Annotated in this window: 11 protein-coding genes; 2 read left to right on the forward strand and 9 right to left on the reverse strand. The window is 72.3% G+C overall.

The annotated features are described in order from the left end of the window. Nucleotides 1–125: 125 nt before the first annotated feature. The 4 genes from ASE01_RS15245 to ssd are packed head-to-tail and all read right to left on the reverse strand — an operon-like array spanning nt 126 to nt 4019. Entirely contained in the window at nt 126–860 is a 735-nt protein-coding gene (locus ASE01_RS15245) for a type II secretion system F family protein (protein WP_056753720.1), read from the reverse strand. Next, nucleotides 860–1636, reverse strand: coding sequence for a hypothetical protein (locus tag ASE01_RS15250; RefSeq protein WP_056753722.1), 777 nt, complete (start codon nt 1634–1636; stop codon nt 860–862). Before ASE01_RS15250 ends, ASE01_RS15245 begins: the two co-directional genes overlap by 1 nt. Next, entirely contained in the window at nt 1633–2820 is a 1188-nt protein-coding gene (locus ASE01_RS15255) for a TadA family conjugal transfer-associated ATPase (RefSeq protein WP_056753725.1), read from the reverse strand. Before ASE01_RS15255 ends, ASE01_RS15250 begins: the two co-directional genes overlap by 4 nt. Next, nucleotides 2817–4019, reverse strand: a complete 1203-nt coding sequence (ssd, locus tag ASE01_RS15260) for a septum site-determining protein Ssd (protein WP_235536037.1) — start codon at nt 4017–4019, stop codon at nt 2817–2819. The genes ASE01_RS15255 and ssd overlap by 4 nt, the downstream gene beginning before the upstream one ends. A gap of 70 nt (nt 4020–4089) precedes the next feature. Between ssd and ASE01_RS15265 the strand changes: the two genes are divergently transcribed. Beyond that, nucleotides 4090–4908: an HAD family hydrolase gene (locus ASE01_RS15265; RefSeq protein WP_056754805.1), complete on the forward strand. Its 819-nt coding sequence runs from the start codon at nt 4090–4092 to the stop codon at nt 4906–4908. A gap of 623 nt (nt 4909–5531) precedes the next feature. Here the strand turns inward: ASE01_RS15265 and ASE01_RS15270 are convergent. Beyond that, a complete protein-coding gene (locus tag ASE01_RS15270; RefSeq protein WP_056753728.1) occupies nt 5532–7184 on the reverse strand; it encodes a copper resistance protein CopC in 1653 nt (550 codons plus the stop codon). Between the two features lie 136 nt (nt 7185–7320). Between ASE01_RS15270 and ASE01_RS15275 the strand changes: the two genes are divergently transcribed. Continuing rightward, nucleotides 7321–7548 (forward strand): tautomerase family protein, encoded by a 228-nt coding sequence (locus ASE01_RS15275; RefSeq protein WP_056753731.1) that lies wholly within the window; start codon nt 7321–7323, stop codon nt 7546–7548. A gap of 103 nt (nt 7549–7651) precedes the next feature. Here the strand turns inward: ASE01_RS15275 and ASE01_RS15280 are convergent, their stop codons facing one another. The 4 genes from ASE01_RS15280 to ASE01_RS15295 all read right to left on the reverse strand — a co-directional run bounded on the left by ASE01_RS15280 (nt 7652) and on the right by ASE01_RS15295 (nt 16701). After that, nucleotides 7652–13276 carry a LamG-like jellyroll fold domain-containing protein gene (locus ASE01_RS15280; RefSeq protein ID WP_056753733.1) on the reverse strand — a complete coding sequence of 1875 codons (5625 nt, stop codon included), beginning with the start codon at nt 13274–13276 and terminating at the stop codon, nt 7652–7654. A gap of 170 nt (nt 13277–13446) precedes the next feature. Continuing rightward, nucleotides 13447–14583, reverse strand: a complete 1137-nt coding sequence (locus ASE01_RS15285) for a sugar kinase (RefSeq protein ID WP_056753737.1) — start codon at nt 14581–14583, stop codon at nt 13447–13449. A gap of 4 nt (nt 14584–14587) precedes the next feature. Next, nucleotides 14588–15211 carry a bifunctional 4-hydroxy-2-oxoglutarate aldolase/2-dehydro-3-deoxy-phosphogluconate aldolase gene (gene eda / locus ASE01_RS15290; RefSeq protein WP_056753738.1) on the reverse strand — a complete coding sequence of 208 codons (624 nt, stop codon included), beginning with the start codon at nt 15209–15211 and terminating at the stop codon, nt 14588–14590. Beyond that, on the reverse strand, nt 15208–16701 hold the full coding sequence (locus tag ASE01_RS15295) for an aldehyde dehydrogenase family protein (RefSeq protein ID WP_056753741.1): 1494 nt from the start codon (nt 16699–16701) through the stop codon (nt 15208–15210). Before ASE01_RS15295 ends, eda begins: the two co-directional genes overlap by 4 nt. Between the last annotated feature and the right edge of the window lie 48 nt (nt 16702–16749).

Raw genomic sequence — 16749 nt, forward strand, 5'->3', positions numbered from 1 at the left:
GAACTCCTCCTCGTCGCGGCCACCCGATGCGGCCGACAGGAGCAGCCTGCGTTCCACGACAGGTCCCGGGCCACGGTCACCGAAGGCCCCTGTGGACCCGCGAACGATCCACAGGTCCGGGCCCCTCAACCTGCCGACGAGGTGACCTGCGAGGCCAGGGAGACGGCCAGCGGGACGATGCCCAGCAGCAGGAACGACGGCAGCAGGCACAGTCCGAGGGGTACGGCGGCGCGGACACCGACCGCGCGGGCACGGTCCTCGACCTCGGCCCGACCCCGACGCGCGAGCTCGTCGGCGAGCCCCTCGACGGCCGCCACGACGGGTGAACCCGTCCGGTGCGAGCGGGCGAGGGTACGACCGAGGGGCGCGAGCCCCGGATCGGCACCGAGCGCGCCCCATATCTGGGCCGGGTCGCCGCCCAGCCGCAACCGTGCGGAGACCGGCACCAACCGGTCCGCCGCCGCTCCGGGCAGGGCGCGGCAGACGAGGTCGACGGCGTCCGGGGTGCCGGCGCCGGACTGGAGCGCCGCCGCGAGGAGGGTCACCACGTGCGGGAGGTCGCGTCGGACCTCCTCGCGTCGCTGACGCACCGCGCCCGGTTCCAGACGCCCGGCCAGGACGGCGATCCCGATGGCGGACGCCAGGCCTGCGGGGAGGGCGAGCGGACCGCCGACCAGAGCGCCCGCCCCGGCGCCAGCGAGCAGGGACCACCACCACCGTCCGCGTCGGAGCCATCCGTCGGCCGGCTCACGCAACCCGTCGGCCTCCGATCCGGGCGAGGGGCCCGGCCCCGCAGTGAGCACCGGCCGGGCCATCAGCGCGACCCCGGCGGCCAGGAGGAGGACAGCGAGAGTGCCCATCAGGTCAGCCGGTCGACGTCGCGGGCCAGCGCCTCGACCCAACTCAGGCCGGCGTAGCCCAGCCCGAGACCCCCACCGAGGCAGGCGAGTCCGACCGGATGCCCGAGCAGGAAGGGCCAGGGAGAGGCGCCGGATCCCGACGCCATCGCCAACGCGACGAGGGGCAGCGCGGCGAGCAGCCGGGCGGTGGCCCGGGCCGAGGCGAGCTCGCCGGCGACCACGCGGCGGGTCTGCTCGGCGGCCCGGAGGTCCTCGGCGACCCGAGCCAGCGTCGTGGCCAGGCCGTGACCGGTGCGCTGCGACACCTGCCAGGCCGCGGCGACGAGCCTCAACGCGGCCGCACCCGGCTCCCCGGCGAGCGCCCTCAGCCCGCCGATGACGTCGCCGCCCGACGACGCGGCGCGCGCCACCGGAGCCACGACCTCCCAGTCGGCGGCGGCGCGTTCCAGCGCCCCGCTCGCGCTCTGGCCCGCCGCGAGCTCCGCGCAGAGCACGTCGCACAGCTCGATCACGCGGGCCCGGGTCACGTCGGCACGTCGGGTCGCCCGGGCCCGTCGGACGAGTCGGCCGCCACCGAGCACGAGCAGTGCGCTCACCACCGCCAGGACCGCGGTCGAGCGCGAGGCCAGGACGAGCGTGCCGAGGACGGTTGCCGTCCCCACCACGCCCGCAGTGCGCCACGGGATCCCGGGGACGGTCCGGATCCCGGCCCCGGCCGGCGTCGCCAGCGCAGCCACCGTCGCCGCGCACCCCACGGCGAGCAGGAGCGCGCTCATCGCGACGGGCGCGGGTCGAGGAGCTCGCGCAGCCGTTCGGCCCCCGGACCGGTCGCGAACGTCCCGTCGGCAGAGAAGGTGGCGGCGGGAACGGTGTGCACCCAACCGTCCCGATCCCGCTCCAGGACGGCGAGCTCGGCGAGCCGGCGTCGTCCGGTCCCGCGGTCGCGGGTCAGGTGGAGGACGACGTCGAGGGCCGAGGCGAGCTGGCTGTGCGCCGCCGCCCGGCCCAGTCCGGCGCTGAGGGCCAGGGCCTCGACCCGGGCGGGCACGTCGAGCGCCGAGTTGGCGTGCAGCGTGCCCGCACCGCCCTCGTGGCCGGTGTTCATGGCGGCCATCAGGTCGACGACCGCCCCGTCGCGGACCTCACCGACCACGAGCCGGTCCGGCCGCATCCGCAGGGCCTGGCGCACCAGGTCGCGGAGCACGACGGCGCCCACCCCCTCCAGGTTGGCCGGGCGCGCTTCCAGCCCGACGACCTGCGGGTGCTCGGGGCGGAGCTCGGCGGCGTCCTCGACGACCACGATCCGTTCACGCGGGTCGACCTCGGCCAGCAGGGCCGCCAGCAGGGTCGTCTTGCCGGTGCCAGTGCCGCCGCTCACCAGGAACGCCAGGCGGACCGCGAGGATCCTCCGCAGGACCTCGCACCCCTCACTGGTCACGGCTCCGGCGGCCCGGAGGTCGTCGAGCGTGAAGCCGCCCGCACGGGGAACCCGCAGCGAGATCGCCGTGCCGGGGCGGGCGAGCGGGGCGAGGACTGCATGGCAGCGGGTGCCGTCGGGAAGCCGGACGTCCGCAAAGGGCGCGGCCTCGTCGATGCGGCGACCGCCGCTGGCCACCAGACGTTGCGCGAGCCGTCGACAGGCCTCCTCCGAGGCCATCACCACCCCGCTCTCCTCCAGGCCACGGCCGCGATCGATCCGCACCGGCCCCGGTCCGTTGACGAGTACGTCGGTCACGCCGGCCATCCGGACCAGCGGCTCGAGCGGCCCCGCGCCGACCACCTCCCGACGCAACGCCTCGTGGACGTCGAGCACGGTCGCATCGCCGACCGGGCGGCCGGCGGAGCGCAGCGCCTCGGCGACGCGGTGGGGCGTGAGGGCACCCGGCGAGGCCGCCAGTCGCTGCCGGACCTCCTCGACCAGTCCGGCGACCTCGTCGCCGTCCCGGACCGGCGCGCTCATGCGGCGAGCCCGCGGGCGTCGGTCGCGGCGAGGTCACCACCGGGAGCGCCGTCCGGGGCGTCGTCGCCCAGGATCCGGGCCACCGCCCGGGCGAGCGGCCCGCGCGAGGAGCGCAGCGGACCCAGGCCCAGGTCGATCGCCTCGTCCAGTCCGCGCTGGTCGCGCATCTGGACCCGCACCGGGAGGCGCACGGCCCGCTGGACCTCCTCGGCACCGAAGGCCTCCCCGCGCAGCACGACCGCCGCGCCCGCATGGTCCGCGAACCGGGCGCGCATCCGCGCCGCCCCCGCCACCCCCACGACGCTCGCGAGGGTGACGACGAGCAGGTCGTCGCAGCGGGCCGCGATCTCGTCGACCAGCGGGTCGGGCGAACGCGGCAGGTCGACCACGACCACCCCGTGTCCGCGGCGGGCGGCGGACAGCGCCTCGCGGGCGGCGAACGCCTGCAGGGTCTGGACCCGCCCGTCGACGTACCAGGACAGGACGCCGAGCTCTCCCTGCCGGGGCAGCGCCTCGCGCAGCGCTCGCGCCGAGAGCCGGCCGGACGTCTGACAGAGGGCGTCCCAGCGGAAGCCCTCGTTGCGCTCGACGCCGAGGATCCGGTCCAGGCCCGGGCCCTGCGGATCGCAGTCGATCACCGCGGCAGGAGCACCACGCGCCGCCCACTGGCCCAGCGCGCAGGCGAGCGTGGTGGCGCCGGCGCCACCGGTGCCGCCGATCACGCCGATCACCCGCGCCCGGCCGGGGAGCCGCTCGGTCAGGTCCGCCAGTTGCTCGACCAGCCAACCGTCGGAGCCGGGCAGCTCGACGACCTGCTCGGCCCCGAGCCGCAGGGTGGTGCGGAACAGCTCGTCCGGCGCACGGCCGTGGGCGACGACGAAGGTGCGCGGCCGGGAGCCGGGAGCGACGTCGGCCAGTGCCGGCGCGAGATCCGCACCGACGAGGACGACCGGGGCGCGGGACCACGTGCGCAGCGCGGTGATCGGGTCGCGCGCGACGACGGGCGTCACGTCGGCGGCGGCAGCCAGACGCAGGAGGGCGGCGAGCAACATCTCGTCGTCGCTCACCACCAGGACGGGGACGGCGGGAGCATCGGTCGGCCGGGACCCGGCGGACCTCAGGGGTGTGGTGGGGGTCATGGAGAAGATGTCGCCGCGTTCGGGCACCACCATGCCCGGCCGGTTCCCGCCGGTGGACAACCGCGACGCCACGCCGGGTTGTGGAGACCGGGTGGCCTCCGTGGAGACAGGTGAGACCTACGATGACCCCATGGCCCAGCTGGCCCGACCACGCACAGCGCCCACCGCGGCGTTCTTCGATCTCGACAAGACGATCATCGCCAAGTCGAGCGTGCTCGCGTTCAGCAAGCCCTTCCAGGCCGGCGGGCTCATCTCGCGCCGGGCGGTCCTGCGCTCGGCGTACGCCCAGTTCGTGTTCATGGTCGGCGGCGCCGACCACGACCAGGTCGAGAAGATGCGTCAGTTCATGTCGCAGCTCTGCGCGGGCTGGGACGTCGCCACCGTCCGCGAGATCGTCGCCGAGACCCTGCACAACGTCGTCGACCCGCTCGTGTACGACGAGGCCGTGCGCCTGATCGCCGCACACCACGCCGCCGGCCGCGACGTCGTCATCGTGTCCACCTCAGGCAGCGAGGTGGTCGAGCCCATCGGCGCACTCCTCGGCGCCGACAAGGTCGTCGCGACGCGGCTCAAGGTCGAGGACGGCCGCTACACCGGCGAGATCGACTACTACGCCTACGCCGAGGAGAAGGCCACCGCGATCCGCGAGCTCGCGGAGGTCGAGGGCTACGACCTCGAGCACTGCTACGGCTACTCCGACTCGGTGACCGACGTACCGATGCTCGAGGCCGTCGGGTTCCCGCACGCGGTCAACCCCGACAAGGAGCTGCGCAAGGTCGCCGCCTCCCGCGGCTGGCCGGTACTGGTGTTCAACCGTCCCGTCGAGCTGCAGTCGCGCCTGCACCTGCCGCCGCCGAAGCCGACGCTCGCGGCGCTCGCCGTGGGTGGTGCGGTGGCGGTCGGAGCCGCCGTGTGGATCGGCGCGAAGAAACGCTCCCTCACCGCCTGATCCTCACTGCCCGACTTCACCGGTTCGAGCCGGGCCGAGCGGTCGGCCACAACCACCCAGCGTTCCCCGCATCCGCCGAAAAGACAACCCTTGAAGGTGGCCCGCGAGAGGCGTACAAAGGACCTCAAGAACTCCACAGACAACACGTGATCCCCAGTACCCACGCGGCGATCTACCCTTCCTAATTGGGCGCTTGCACTCGGAACACTTCCGGGGCAGTTGTTGACCTTGCACGCCTGGTAGCCGAGGTTCACGTGTCAGCGGTGGCACCCGAGACATACGTTGACTCGGGTGCCACCTGCATGTCACGGGCCTGTGCGCGTCGAGGAACGAGACGGGCACAGATCAGCCCGGGAGGTCGAGTAGCGCCGCGAGCGAGGAACGAGGTCGCGACGCGCGTAGCGAGACCCGGCCTGTGGGCGTCGAGGAACGAGACGGGCACAGATCAGCCCGGGAGGTCAAGTAGCGCCGCGAGCGAGGAACGAGGTCGCGACGCGCGTAGCGAGACCCGGCGGGTCGTCGGTACGTGCGACTCGTTGCACCGTGGCCCCGGATCTCGATACGCCCTCGCCCAGGGGCTCGGGCTACTCGATCAACGACGGGGCTCGGGCCACTCGATCGACCTACGACGAGACGTCGAACTCGATGACGGCGACGGGGTTCTCGAACTCACTGATCTTCAGCGACACCTGCAGCTGCCACGTACCCGCGGCGGGCAGGACCACGGAGGCGGAGTAGATGCCGGGGCCGGCGGAGGTCGCGGGCAGGGCGCCGAGGTCGACCTCGCCGCTGGACAGACGTAGGCGCGGGGCCTCGAAGCCCTCGGTGGGGGCGCCGGTGGCGTCGACGATCTCCACGGTGACGGTGCTCGGTCCCGTGCGGGGCGGGGCGATGGTGCCGCGGACCGTGAGTCCGCCGAGCAGCGCCGTACGGACCTCCGGCTCCGCGGGCACGGAGCTGACGGCGGACGCGGGGGCCGGCTCGGGACTGCGGTCGACGAGGAAGCCGGTGACCAGCAGGACCGCGACCAGGACGCCCGCCTCGGCCGCGGTGGTGCGGACGAGGAGGTGGGCGCTGTCGCGGCGCTCGCGACGGCGAGAGGCGTCCTGCAGCCGGGGCACCAGGGCGAAACGGTTCCACGCGGCGATCAGGACCGCGATCAGTGCGGCGAGGATCTTCACGAGCAGCAGACGGCCGTAGCCGGTCTCGAAGAGCACGCTCCACGAGCCCGCGACCCGCCAGGCGAGGAAGGCACCGGTGATCACCAGCGCGACCAGGACGCCGGCGGCCACGACGGAGAAGCGGGCCAGCACCTCCGCCGCGAGGGTACGGCGACCGCCGAGGTCCGGCAGCACGAGCACCAGTGCCACCAGACCGCCCAGCCACACGCTGCCCGCCACCAGGTGGAGCATGTCGGCGCCGACCGCGAGCACCTCCGGTGTCGCGGCCCGGGTGTGGCCGGTGAGGGCGGGCGCGCAGGCAGCGACCCCGCAGGCCACGAGGGCGACGACCCGGCGTGGGCGGTCGATCAGTCCTCTCCCGAGCAGCACGACTGCCAGGCTGACACCGAGGACGACGGTGGCCGTGACGACGTACTCCAGCGGGTCGAGTGCCGCCCAGGTCGAGCCCTTGGCGAGCGCGCCGACGCCGGAGCCGATCTGGTAGACGGCGGTGAGCGGGATCCCGAGCAGCCAGGCGATCGCGGCAGTGACGGCGCCGACGCGCGCGGCCCGCACGAGGCGGGCGCGGGCCCGGTCCGCGAGGTGGTGGCCGGGCAGGAAGAGCACCACGAAGGCGACCAGGCCGGTGCTGAGCAGCAGCGCGACGTAGCCGGCCCATGCGGCGACGCTGAGCAACCAGGGCGGTCCGGTGGACTCGTCCCCGGTGACCGGTGGCGCCACGACCTGCGCACTCGGCGCACCGATGCTGAACGCGAGAGATCCGCTGATCGGGTGGCCGTCCTCGGACACGACGCGCCACACCACGACGAGGGTGCCGGTGCCGAGGTCGTCGCCCAGGTCCACCTCGAGCTCGGATCCGCGGGCGGTCGGATCGGCGTCGAGCTCCTCGCCCTCCGCGTCGAAGATCCGGACGCCGTCGGGGACCAGCGAGACGTGCTCGCTGAAGGTGAACCGGAGCGAGTCCGGGGCCTCGGTGAGGACGGCACCCTGGGCGGGGTCGGAGCTGACCAGGGTGGCGTGCGCCTGTGCCGGGGAGGGCACGGCCAGCAGGAGAGCGATGGCGGCCAGGAGAAGCGCCAGCAGCCGTCGTTTCACCCGCTCACTGAATCAGCAGGCTGAACCAGTGTCAAGGACATGAACAATCGCTGGCCTTCGCCCCGCAAGCGCCCTAGACTGGTTCAACATATCGAACCAAGGTCGTCACCGTGGACGGCCCACCGAGAGGACCGTCATGCCCAACATCACCGTCGAGCTCCTGGCCGGCCGCACCATCGAGCAGCGCCGCGCGTTCGCGGCCGCCGTGGCCGACCAGGCCGTCGACATCCTCGGCGCCCGTCGCCAGGACGTCCGGATGGTCTTCAGCGAGATCACCCCGGACATCGTCGCCAACGGCGGCGTGCTGGCCAGCGAGGACGACAGCCGCGCGGGCGTCGTCGCCGCCCTGGCGGACGGCTCCTGACCGACCCGCTCCCCCACGTCGAACGCCCCGGTCCTCACGGACCGGGGCGTTCGTGGTTGTCGTTCGTCCGGCGGGGCCGGGAGGGATGCCCCCGCGGGGGATGTCATGCGAACTGGCTACCCGGACGACCACTTCGCATGACTTCCCCGGGAAGCGGATCGCCCACCCGCGGAACGTCATACGAACTGGCTGCCCGGACGACCACTTCGCATGACTTCCGCCGCACGGACGGGGCCACCTCGAGCGAGACGACGGCGTGGGCCCGCAGGACAAGCCTGCGGGCCCACGCCTCCTTGACGGCGCCGGCCAGGAGGGTGCTGCCGGCGTAGACGACGCGCACCTTCTGCTTGCCGACCCGCGTCGCCTTCGGCAGGCGGATCGTGACCTTGCCGGCGCTGTTGACGCGCCCGCTCACGACCTTGCCGTTGAAGGCCACCCGGACGATCCCGCTGACCGCGACCCCGGACGGGGGTACGACGGCCACGACGATGCTGCGCACGGTTCCGCGCTTGATCGTCGTCGGCACCGCGAGGCGTACGACGGGCACTGCCTTGCGGACCGACACCTTGAGCGTCGACGTCGACGCCGCATGGGTGCCGTCGCCGAGGTAGCGGAGGGTGACCGTGCGCGTGCCGGGGAGCAGCGAGCGGAGCGGCAGCGACAACGTCGCCCTGCCGTTCGCGATCGTTCCCGTGGTCAGCAGCTTGGAGCCGTACCTCGCCTCGACCTTGCCGGTCGCCGTCGACGGGGTGAGCGTGGCAGTGATGGTGCCGCGCTTGCCGTAGACGAACGCCGGAGCCGATCCCTTGACCGTGGTGGCCGTCGGGTCCGGATCCTCCTCCACCGTGATGCTCACCGTCACCGGCGCCGACTCCGACGAGCCGTCGGTCGCCCGGTAGGTGAAGGTGTCGGTGCCGGAGAAGCCGGCGTCGGGTGCGTAGGTGAACGAGCCGTTCGCCGCGAGGTCGACCTCACCGTGCTCCGGCTGGGTCACCCCCGTGGTCGTCAGGTCGTCGCCGTCCGCGTCGGTGTCGTTGGCAAGGACTCCCGGTGCTGCCACCGTGAGCTCCTCGCCCTCGCCGACCGAGTACTCGTCCGCGTTGCCCACCGGAGCGGCATTGGGGAACGGGTTCTCGTTGAGGTCGGTGACCTGCTCGGCCGTGAGCTCGTAGCCGAACATCCGGAAGTCGTCGACCAGTCCGTCGAACCTCGGGTCGGGCCAGCTGGTGCCGCCGAGGAAGTTCGCGGTCGTCTGGCCGTTGACCCCGACGTCACCGATACCGAGGGTGAAGTCGTTGCGGGTCCCGACCAGCTGGCCGTCGAAGTAGAGCTTCCCGGTGGAGCCGCTCATCGTGAACACCACGTGCGTCCACTCGTTCAGAGGCAGGTCGTTGCCACCACCGAGGGTGAGACGTTCCTGGGCAGCGACGCCCGGGGCCTTGAACGTGGCCGCGAACCCGGTGGGGCCGTTGGCCTGCGTGGAGGACTGCAGCAGGAAGAACGTGTCCGTGCTGCTGCCGATCTGGAGGAGCGGCACCCAGTTGGGCAGGGCGTCGGGCCGTGCCCACACCGAGACGGAGAACTCCTCCTCCATGCCGGCCTGGATGTTGTCGGGCAGCTTGACGTGGCTGCCCGTTCCGGAGCCACCGCCCGGGAGGTTGACGCCGGCGCCGTACTTGCCGTTCGCCGTCCATCCGGTCTGGCCCTGCAGCTGCGCAGCGCCGACCGAGGAGTCGAGACCGCTGTTGGCGGCCGTCGTCCCCGTGCCCTCGTCGAGCGTGTAGTGGATCGGCGTTCCCTCGCCCGGCGGCGGACGCTCGACGGTGTGGCTCACCGTCGCGCGGGAGTCCCGCCACCCGTCGGCTGCGACGAAGCGCACCTCGATCTCGTGCTCGCCGGGGCTGAGCGTGAGCTCGGGGAAGGACGCGTCGCCGGCAGCGAGCGCCACCTGGTCGCCGACCCGCTTGCCGTCGACCCAGAGCTCGGCAGAGCCCTCGGCGTCGGCGGCGGCCTCGTCCTGGACCGATGCGGAGACCGTGACCGGCGCCGCGAACGGCGACGGGGACTCGGGCTCCACGGTGACCGTGGTGGTCGTGCGCAGGGCCGCCCCCTCGTCGTACAACGCCGACACGTCGTCGCCCGAGAGCGCCGCGGTGTAGAGGCGTACGTCGTCCATCCGGGCGTCGAGCGCGGGGTCCGGGAACCCGTTGCGGCCCAGCCAGTTGTTGGACGTCGGACCGACATCGGTCATGTCGATCGTCAGGTCGGCGCGCTGTGCGATCTGCTGGCCGTCGAGGTAGAGCGTTCCGGTGCCGCCGTCGCGGGTGAACACGACGTGGTTCCACTTGCCTGCCGCCACGTCCTTGACCGGGTTGGCGTAGACGCGCTCCTGCGTCGGGCTTCCCTTGGCCTTGAACGTCGCCGCGAGGCCGGTGCCACCGGAGGCCTGCGTCTGCATCTGGATCTGGAAGAAGCTGCCTGCCCCCTCGAGACCGTCACCGATGTGGAACATGCCGATCCAGTTGGCCTTGGCGTCCGGACGGACCCAGAAGGACGTCGTGAAGGCGTCCTCGCCCTGGAGCAGGTTGTCGGGCAGGTCCACCGCGTTGGCGTTGGTGCCGCCGGGCAGGTCCACCCCCTTGCCGAAGACGCCGTCCTCGGTCCAGCCCGCATCGCCCGTCAGCGTCGCTGCGCCGATCGTCGCGTCCGAGCCGGTGTTGGCCGCCGAGGTCCCCGTTCCCTCGGAGAACTCGTAGTGGACCGGGGCCTCGTCGACACCGGGGTCGGTGCCGATCAGGACCAGGTCGTCGACCATGAGGCCGCCACCACTGCCGGAACCGGCGAGGGTGAGGGTCTCGGTCCGCGCGGACGCGGTGAAGGTCTCGACCCAGGTCTTGTAGGTGACCCGGTTGCCCTGCGAGGGCGTGTCGGTCCCCGCCGTGATCGTCGCGTCGAGGTCACCGACCCGGAGCGAGGCGTTCGCGGGTCCGTCACCGGCCGCCGATCGACTGTCCCGTGCGTAGCGCAGGGAGACGCGGTACTCGCGCCCCGGATCGAGCCCGGTGAGCTTGCGCTCGAGGCTGCCGGCGTTGCCGAGGGCGAGCTGGTAGCCGGTCAGGCCGAGGCCACCCTGGCTGGGAGCCGTGCCCCGGATCAGCTGGACCGGGTTCTCGATGGCCCACGGAGCCATCCGGCCGTTGCCGGTGGTCACGTCGATGACGGTCGGCGGGTTGGCCGAGCGCCACTCCGTCGGCAGCTTCGGGTACTCGAACTGGTCGACCACCTTGGGCGTGCGCTGGTCCATCTTGACCGAGGGGTCGATGTCCACGATCTTCGCGACCGACGGGGTGCCGTCGGCGTCGAAGACGAAGAGCATGTACGACCCCGGAGGTGCATACGTGCCGTCCTCGGGCGCCGTGATCGACAGCGCACCACCGGACTGGGTGAACTCCAGGTCCTGGAAGTTCTGGTCGTTGTTGAACCCGTGCGTCACCGAGCCGTTGCGGACCAGCGTGACCCGGGAGACCGCGCCGGACACGTTGGCGCCGAAGGTGCCGTCGTAGCCGAGCTTCTTCGGGGCGTTGGTGAGCACCGGCCGCTCGGCGAGCTGCGCGCCGTCGTACAGGTACGACGGGGAGTAGTACTCGACGTCGGTGTAGTTGCGCGGACCGGGGGCGCCGCCGCCACCGATCATGATCCGGCCGTCCGGCAGGAGCAGCGCGGAAGAGTGGTAGAGCCGTGCGTGCTCGTAAGGCGCCTCCACGGCGGTCCAGGTGTCGGTGTCGGGGTCCCAGACCTCGGCGGTGGTGACGTAGCCACCGTCGCCGTTGTTCTCGCGGCTGCCGCCGGTGACGAGGACGTCGCCGTCGGGCAGGATCGTGGCCGTCGGCCAGTGCCGCTGGTACTTCATCGGCGAGGTCGCCTGGACGACCGGGTTGGCCGTGCCACCGGTGATGTCGACCGTGAAGCCGGCGCGCGCGCCGGCAGGTCCGCCACCGTTGGACCACCAGCCGCCACCGACCTGCAGGATCTTGCCGGGCCGGTACATCGCGGCCGTCGAGGTCGCGCCGACCGGGTTGCCGAGGCCACCCTGGTTGGCGACGCCGCCGGGCAGGGTGCCCCGCAGGGTCAGCTCGCCGTCACCGCTCGGGTCCAGCTCGAACATCTGCGTGCCGCTGATGTTGAACAGGTTGCCGCTGCCGGGGGCGACGAAGGCCCGCGGGTACCACCAGCGGTTCTCGTCGGCACCTGCGTGGTCCGCGCCGCCGTCGCCGTACGCCGCGCCGCTGGTCGCGCCGGTGAGCAGCTTCCAGCCGGAGCCCTCGTCGGGCCGGTAGACCTCGGGGGTCAGCACACCGGGACCGCCGGGGCCGCCGCGCAGGCTGCCGCCCTGGACGACGATCTCGCCGTTGGGCATCGTCGTTCCGGTGGGGTACCAGCGCGGGATGTTCATCGGCGCCTCGTCGGTGAGGCCCGTGCCGGTGCTGTAGTTGGTGACACCGATGGCGGCGTCGTTCGGGGCGTTGCCACCGAGCGAGTCGTCACCGCCGACCGTCATGACCGACTTGCGGTGCGGGTTCTGCACCTGCATCGAGCAGAAGAGGTCGGTGTAGGTCGAGTTCGGGGAGAGGCCGTCGCGGTAGTTCTGCAGGGTCCGCTCCACGGAGGGGTCCCACACGTCGAACTCGGTCTGGCCGCCCTGCGTGATGCAGCTGTTGCCGGTCCAGTCGAACGGGGTGGTGTCGGTGCACCCGCTCGAGACGCTGCCGAAGGACTGCACCTTGCCGTCGGCGGTGAGGGACATGTTGATCGGCATCAGCGGCCACGGCGTCACGCCGCTCCACGCACCGTTCTCGTCCTTCGGCGGCGGCGAGCAGTCGGCCGGGAGCAGGCCGGAGGCGTAGGCCAGGCCGTTGCGCAGCTGCGTGCGGATCGGGGCCTCGGAGTACGCCGTGCCCTCGTGACCCATGCCGGTGTACCAGGAGCGACCGGCGTCGATCGTCTGGCACCAGGTGATCGGGTGGTTGGTGCCCTGGCGTCCGCCGCCGTACGACGACTCGTCGGCCGACAGGATCGTGCGCACATTGGGCGCGGGGTTGACGGTCCAGTCGTACCACTCGTCGCTGCGGGTGAACTCGGCCGGCAGACCCGCGGCGAGCGGGTGCGTGGCGTCGTTGACGACGACCTTGCCGGGGCGCACGGCCGGGTTCTCCGGGTGGCCCTCCGACATGGCGCCGACGAGGCGGGCGTAGAACGGGTTCACGTCGTGCTCGCTCTGGCCCACGGACCAACCGGCGTAGTGGAGGCCCATGTAGCCACCGCCACCGCGGATGTAGTCCTCGAGCGCCTGGCGCTGTGCGGTGTTGAACAGCACGCCGCCGGTCTGGGCGAACACCACGGCGTCCGTGGTCGCCAGGTTGGCGGCCGTGAAGGCTGCCGGGTCCTGGGTCTCCTGGACCTCGAGGGTCTGGTCGTACTCGGTCGCGACGTTGGCCGCGAGCTCCTTCACAGCGATCCGGGCCTGGACGTGCGAGGCGTGGAAGTTGTCCTTGTAGAAGAGAAGGACGCGCAGCGTGGCGTCGTCCTCGGCTGCCGCAGCGGGCTGCGCCAGCGCTCCGGCGAGCGGAAGCGCCACTGCCGTCGCGACGAAGGCCGCGAAGGAGTGGGCGACCAGGCGCCGGGAGCGGTGACGGAGCCGGGAGCGGAGTGACCTGCGATGCAGTGTCATCAGGGATCCCCTGTCTCGGGTTCGTGTTCACAGAGGTCCCCGAGGGTGGGGGGCCCCTGCCGGGACCGTATGACGGCCGTCACACAAATACAAGAACTAAGTCCATAAACGTGAACAAATGAGACAGGTTGTTCACGAGCATGAACAAAACGGGCCTGAAAACCGCTGATTCAGCGACGCGTGCTGGCGTCGCCGCCGAGGGCGAGCGCACGGACCTCGGCCAGCGAGGCCATCGAGGTGTCCCCCGGTGTGCTCATCGCAAGCGCCCCGTGGGCTGCTCCCAGCTCCACGCACGCAGCGAGGTCCTCGCCGCCGAGCAGGCCGTAGGCGAGTCCGGCGGCGAAGCCGTCGCCGCCCCCGACCCGGTCCAGCACGCTCAGGTGCGGGCGGGACACCGAGACCGCCAGTCCGGCAGTCCGGGACCACGCCGCGCCCTGCCAGTCGTTGTCGTTGGCCGAGTGCACGGTGCGCCGCGTGCTCGCGACGACCTGCAGGCCGGGCAGCTGGTCGGCCAGCGCCTGCGCGTCGGCCGACAGTGCGTCGTACGGATCCGCGGCGGGGTCGGGCGGGGTCCAGGGTGCGTCGGGATCACCCCGACCGTCCTGTCCCAGGGCGCCCGAGAAGTCGGAGCGAGTGCCGATGAGGACGTCGACGTGCTGGACCAGGCGGTTGTTGAGGGCGCGCGCAGCGCCATGGCCGCCGCGATCGGCCCAGAGGCTGGGCCGGTAGTTCGTGTCGTAGGAGACGACCGTGCCGTGGGCGCGGGCCGAGGCCATGGCCTCGTGCGCCACTTCGGAGGTCGTCGCAGAGAGACCGGCGAAGACACCGCCGGTGTGCAGCCAGCGCACGCCGCGCCGGCCGAACAGGTCGTCCCAGTCGATCGTGCCGGGCGCGAGCTGGCTCACCGCCGTACCCGCGCGGTCGGAGACGCCCAGGGCCGAGCGCACGCCGAAGCCGCGCTCGGTGAAGTTCAGTCCGTTGCGGGACCGACGGCCCAGACCGTCGAAGTCCTCCCACCGGATCAACGAGGTGTCCACGCCACCGGCGCGCACCAGGCTCTCCACGAGCCGGCCCACCTCGTTGTCGACGAGCGCCGTGACCACGCCCGCCCTCAGCTCGAAGACACTGCTGAGGGCGCGGGCGAGATTGTACTCGCCCCCGCCCTCCCAGACGTCGAAGCGGCGCGCAGCCCGGATCCGGGTCTCCCCCGGGTCGAGGCGGAGCATCACCTCGCCCAGGGAGACCACGTCGAACGCGCAGTCCGCGACGGGCCGGGTCGCGATCACGGGGTCACCGACGTGGGTCACCAGCTCACCCGGCCGGTACGCCGACAGTCGCAGCGCACAGCGCGGAGACCTCGTCCCAGCGACCCGCAGCGAGCAGGTCGGGCGGGACCATCCAGCTCCCGCCGACCGCGGCGACGGCGGGATGGGCGAGGTAGTCGACCGCGCTGTCGGCGGTGATCCCACCGGTGGGCAGGAACCGGACCTGCCGGAAGGCGGCGGCCAGCGCCTTGATGGCCGGCAGTCCCCCGCTGGGCTCGGCCGGGAAGAACTTCACCAGGTCGAGGCCCAGGTCGAGCGCCTGCATGATCTCGCTGGCGGTGCTGACCCCGGGAAGCACCGGGAGGTCGAGCTCACGACAGCGCTCGACCACCGCGACGCTCAGGCCGGGACTCACCACGAAGCCGGCGCCGGACCTGTGGGCCAGGTCGACCTGCTCCGTGGTGAGCACCGTGCCGGCACCGACCACGAGGTCACCGCGATCGGCGAGCCGGCGCAGGACGGCCGCAGCGTCGGGCGACCGGAAGGTCACCTCGGCCACCGGGAGTCCGCCCGCGACCAGGGCCGCACCGAGAGGGTCCGCCTGTCGTACGTCATCGAGGACGACGACAGGCACCACCCGGTGCGACCCCAGGACGGTGATCTCGTTCATCGCAGCTCGGCGATGACCGTCTTGAGCTCGGTGTAGTCGTCGAGGCCGAAGGAGCCGAGCTCGCGACCCCACCCGGACTGCTTGAAGCCACCGCGCGGCAGGGTGACGTCGTCGGCGTGCCAGGTGTTGAGCCAGACCGTTCCGGCGCGCAGCTTGCTGCCGACCCGGTGCGCGGTGCCGAGGTCCTTGGACCACACACCGGCGGCGAGGCCGTAGACGGTGTTGTTGGCGGCCGCGACGACCTCGTCCTCGGTGTCGAACGGGATGGCGGTGATGACCGGGCCGAAGATCTCGTCGGTCTGGACGGCCATCTGCTCGGTGACGTCGGTGATCAGGGTGGGCGAGAAGAAGTAGCCGCGGTCGGCGGCGGAGTCCGCGCTCCCGGCCGCCAGCGTGGCGCCGTCGGCGACCGCGCCACGGACGTAGCCCATGACCTTCTCGTGCTGCTCCTGGGAGACCAGCGGACCCATCGTCGTGGCGGGGTCGAAGGCGTCACCGACCTTGATCGCCTTCGCGGCTGCTGCCACTCCGGCGATGACCTCGTCGAAGACCTCGCGCTGGACGTAGAGGCGCGAGCCGTTGACGCAGCACTGGCCCTCGTTGAAGTAGCCGGCCAGCGCGGCACCGGCGATCGCGGCCTCGAGGTCGGCGTCGTTGAAGATGATGTTGGGGGCCTTGCCACCCAGCTCCAGCGAGACCTTCTTGAGGTTCCTCGAGGCGCCCGCGGCGATCTTCTTGCCGACCTCGGTGCTGCCGGTGAAGGCGACCTTGTCCACGTCGGCGTGGTCGACGAGGGCCGCACCCGCGTCGCCGAAGCCGGGCAGGATGTTGACGACGCCGGCGGGGACGCCGGCGTCGAGCAGCAGCTGGCCGAGACGGAGCGCGGTCAGCGGGGTCTGCTCGGCAGGCTTGAGCACGACGGTGTTGCCGGCCGTGATCGACGGGACGATCTTGAAGGCGGCCATCGTCAGCGGGAAGTTCCACGGAACGATGCCGGCCACGACGCCGATCGCCTCACGACGGGTGTAGGCGTGGAACTCGCGCCCGGGCACCGACATCGGGATGGTGGTGCCCTCCATCTTGGTGGCCCAGCCGGCGAAGTAGCGGAACAGCTCGGCCGCGACCCCGGCGTCGCCGCGCGCGGAGGCCAGGCTCTTGCCGTTGTCGAGGGACTCGAGCTGGGCGAACTCCTCGACGTGCTCGTCGATCAGGTCGCCGATGCGCCACAGGAGGTGCGAGCGGTCGCGCGGGGTCATCTTCGACCACGGCGAGCCGGCCTCGAAGGCGTTGCGGGCCGCGACGACCGCACGGTCGGCGTCGATGGCCGAGGCCTGCGCGACCTGCGTGATCACCTCTTCGGTGGCGGGGTTCACGGTGTCGAAGGTCCGACCGTCCTTGGCGTCGACCCATTCCCCGTCGATCAGCAGCTGCCGGGGGGAGGAGATGAACGAACGGACGGCGGGCAGGAGGGAGGAGCTGGTGATGGTCATGATGCCTTTCCTTGGCGAGCGGCGGAGATCGTGCGTCGTACGGGGGAA

Source organism: Nocardioides sp. Root190 (genome assembly GCF_001428565.1).
Lineage (GTDB): Bacteria > Actinomycetota > Actinomycetes > Propionibacteriales > Nocardioidaceae > Nocardioides.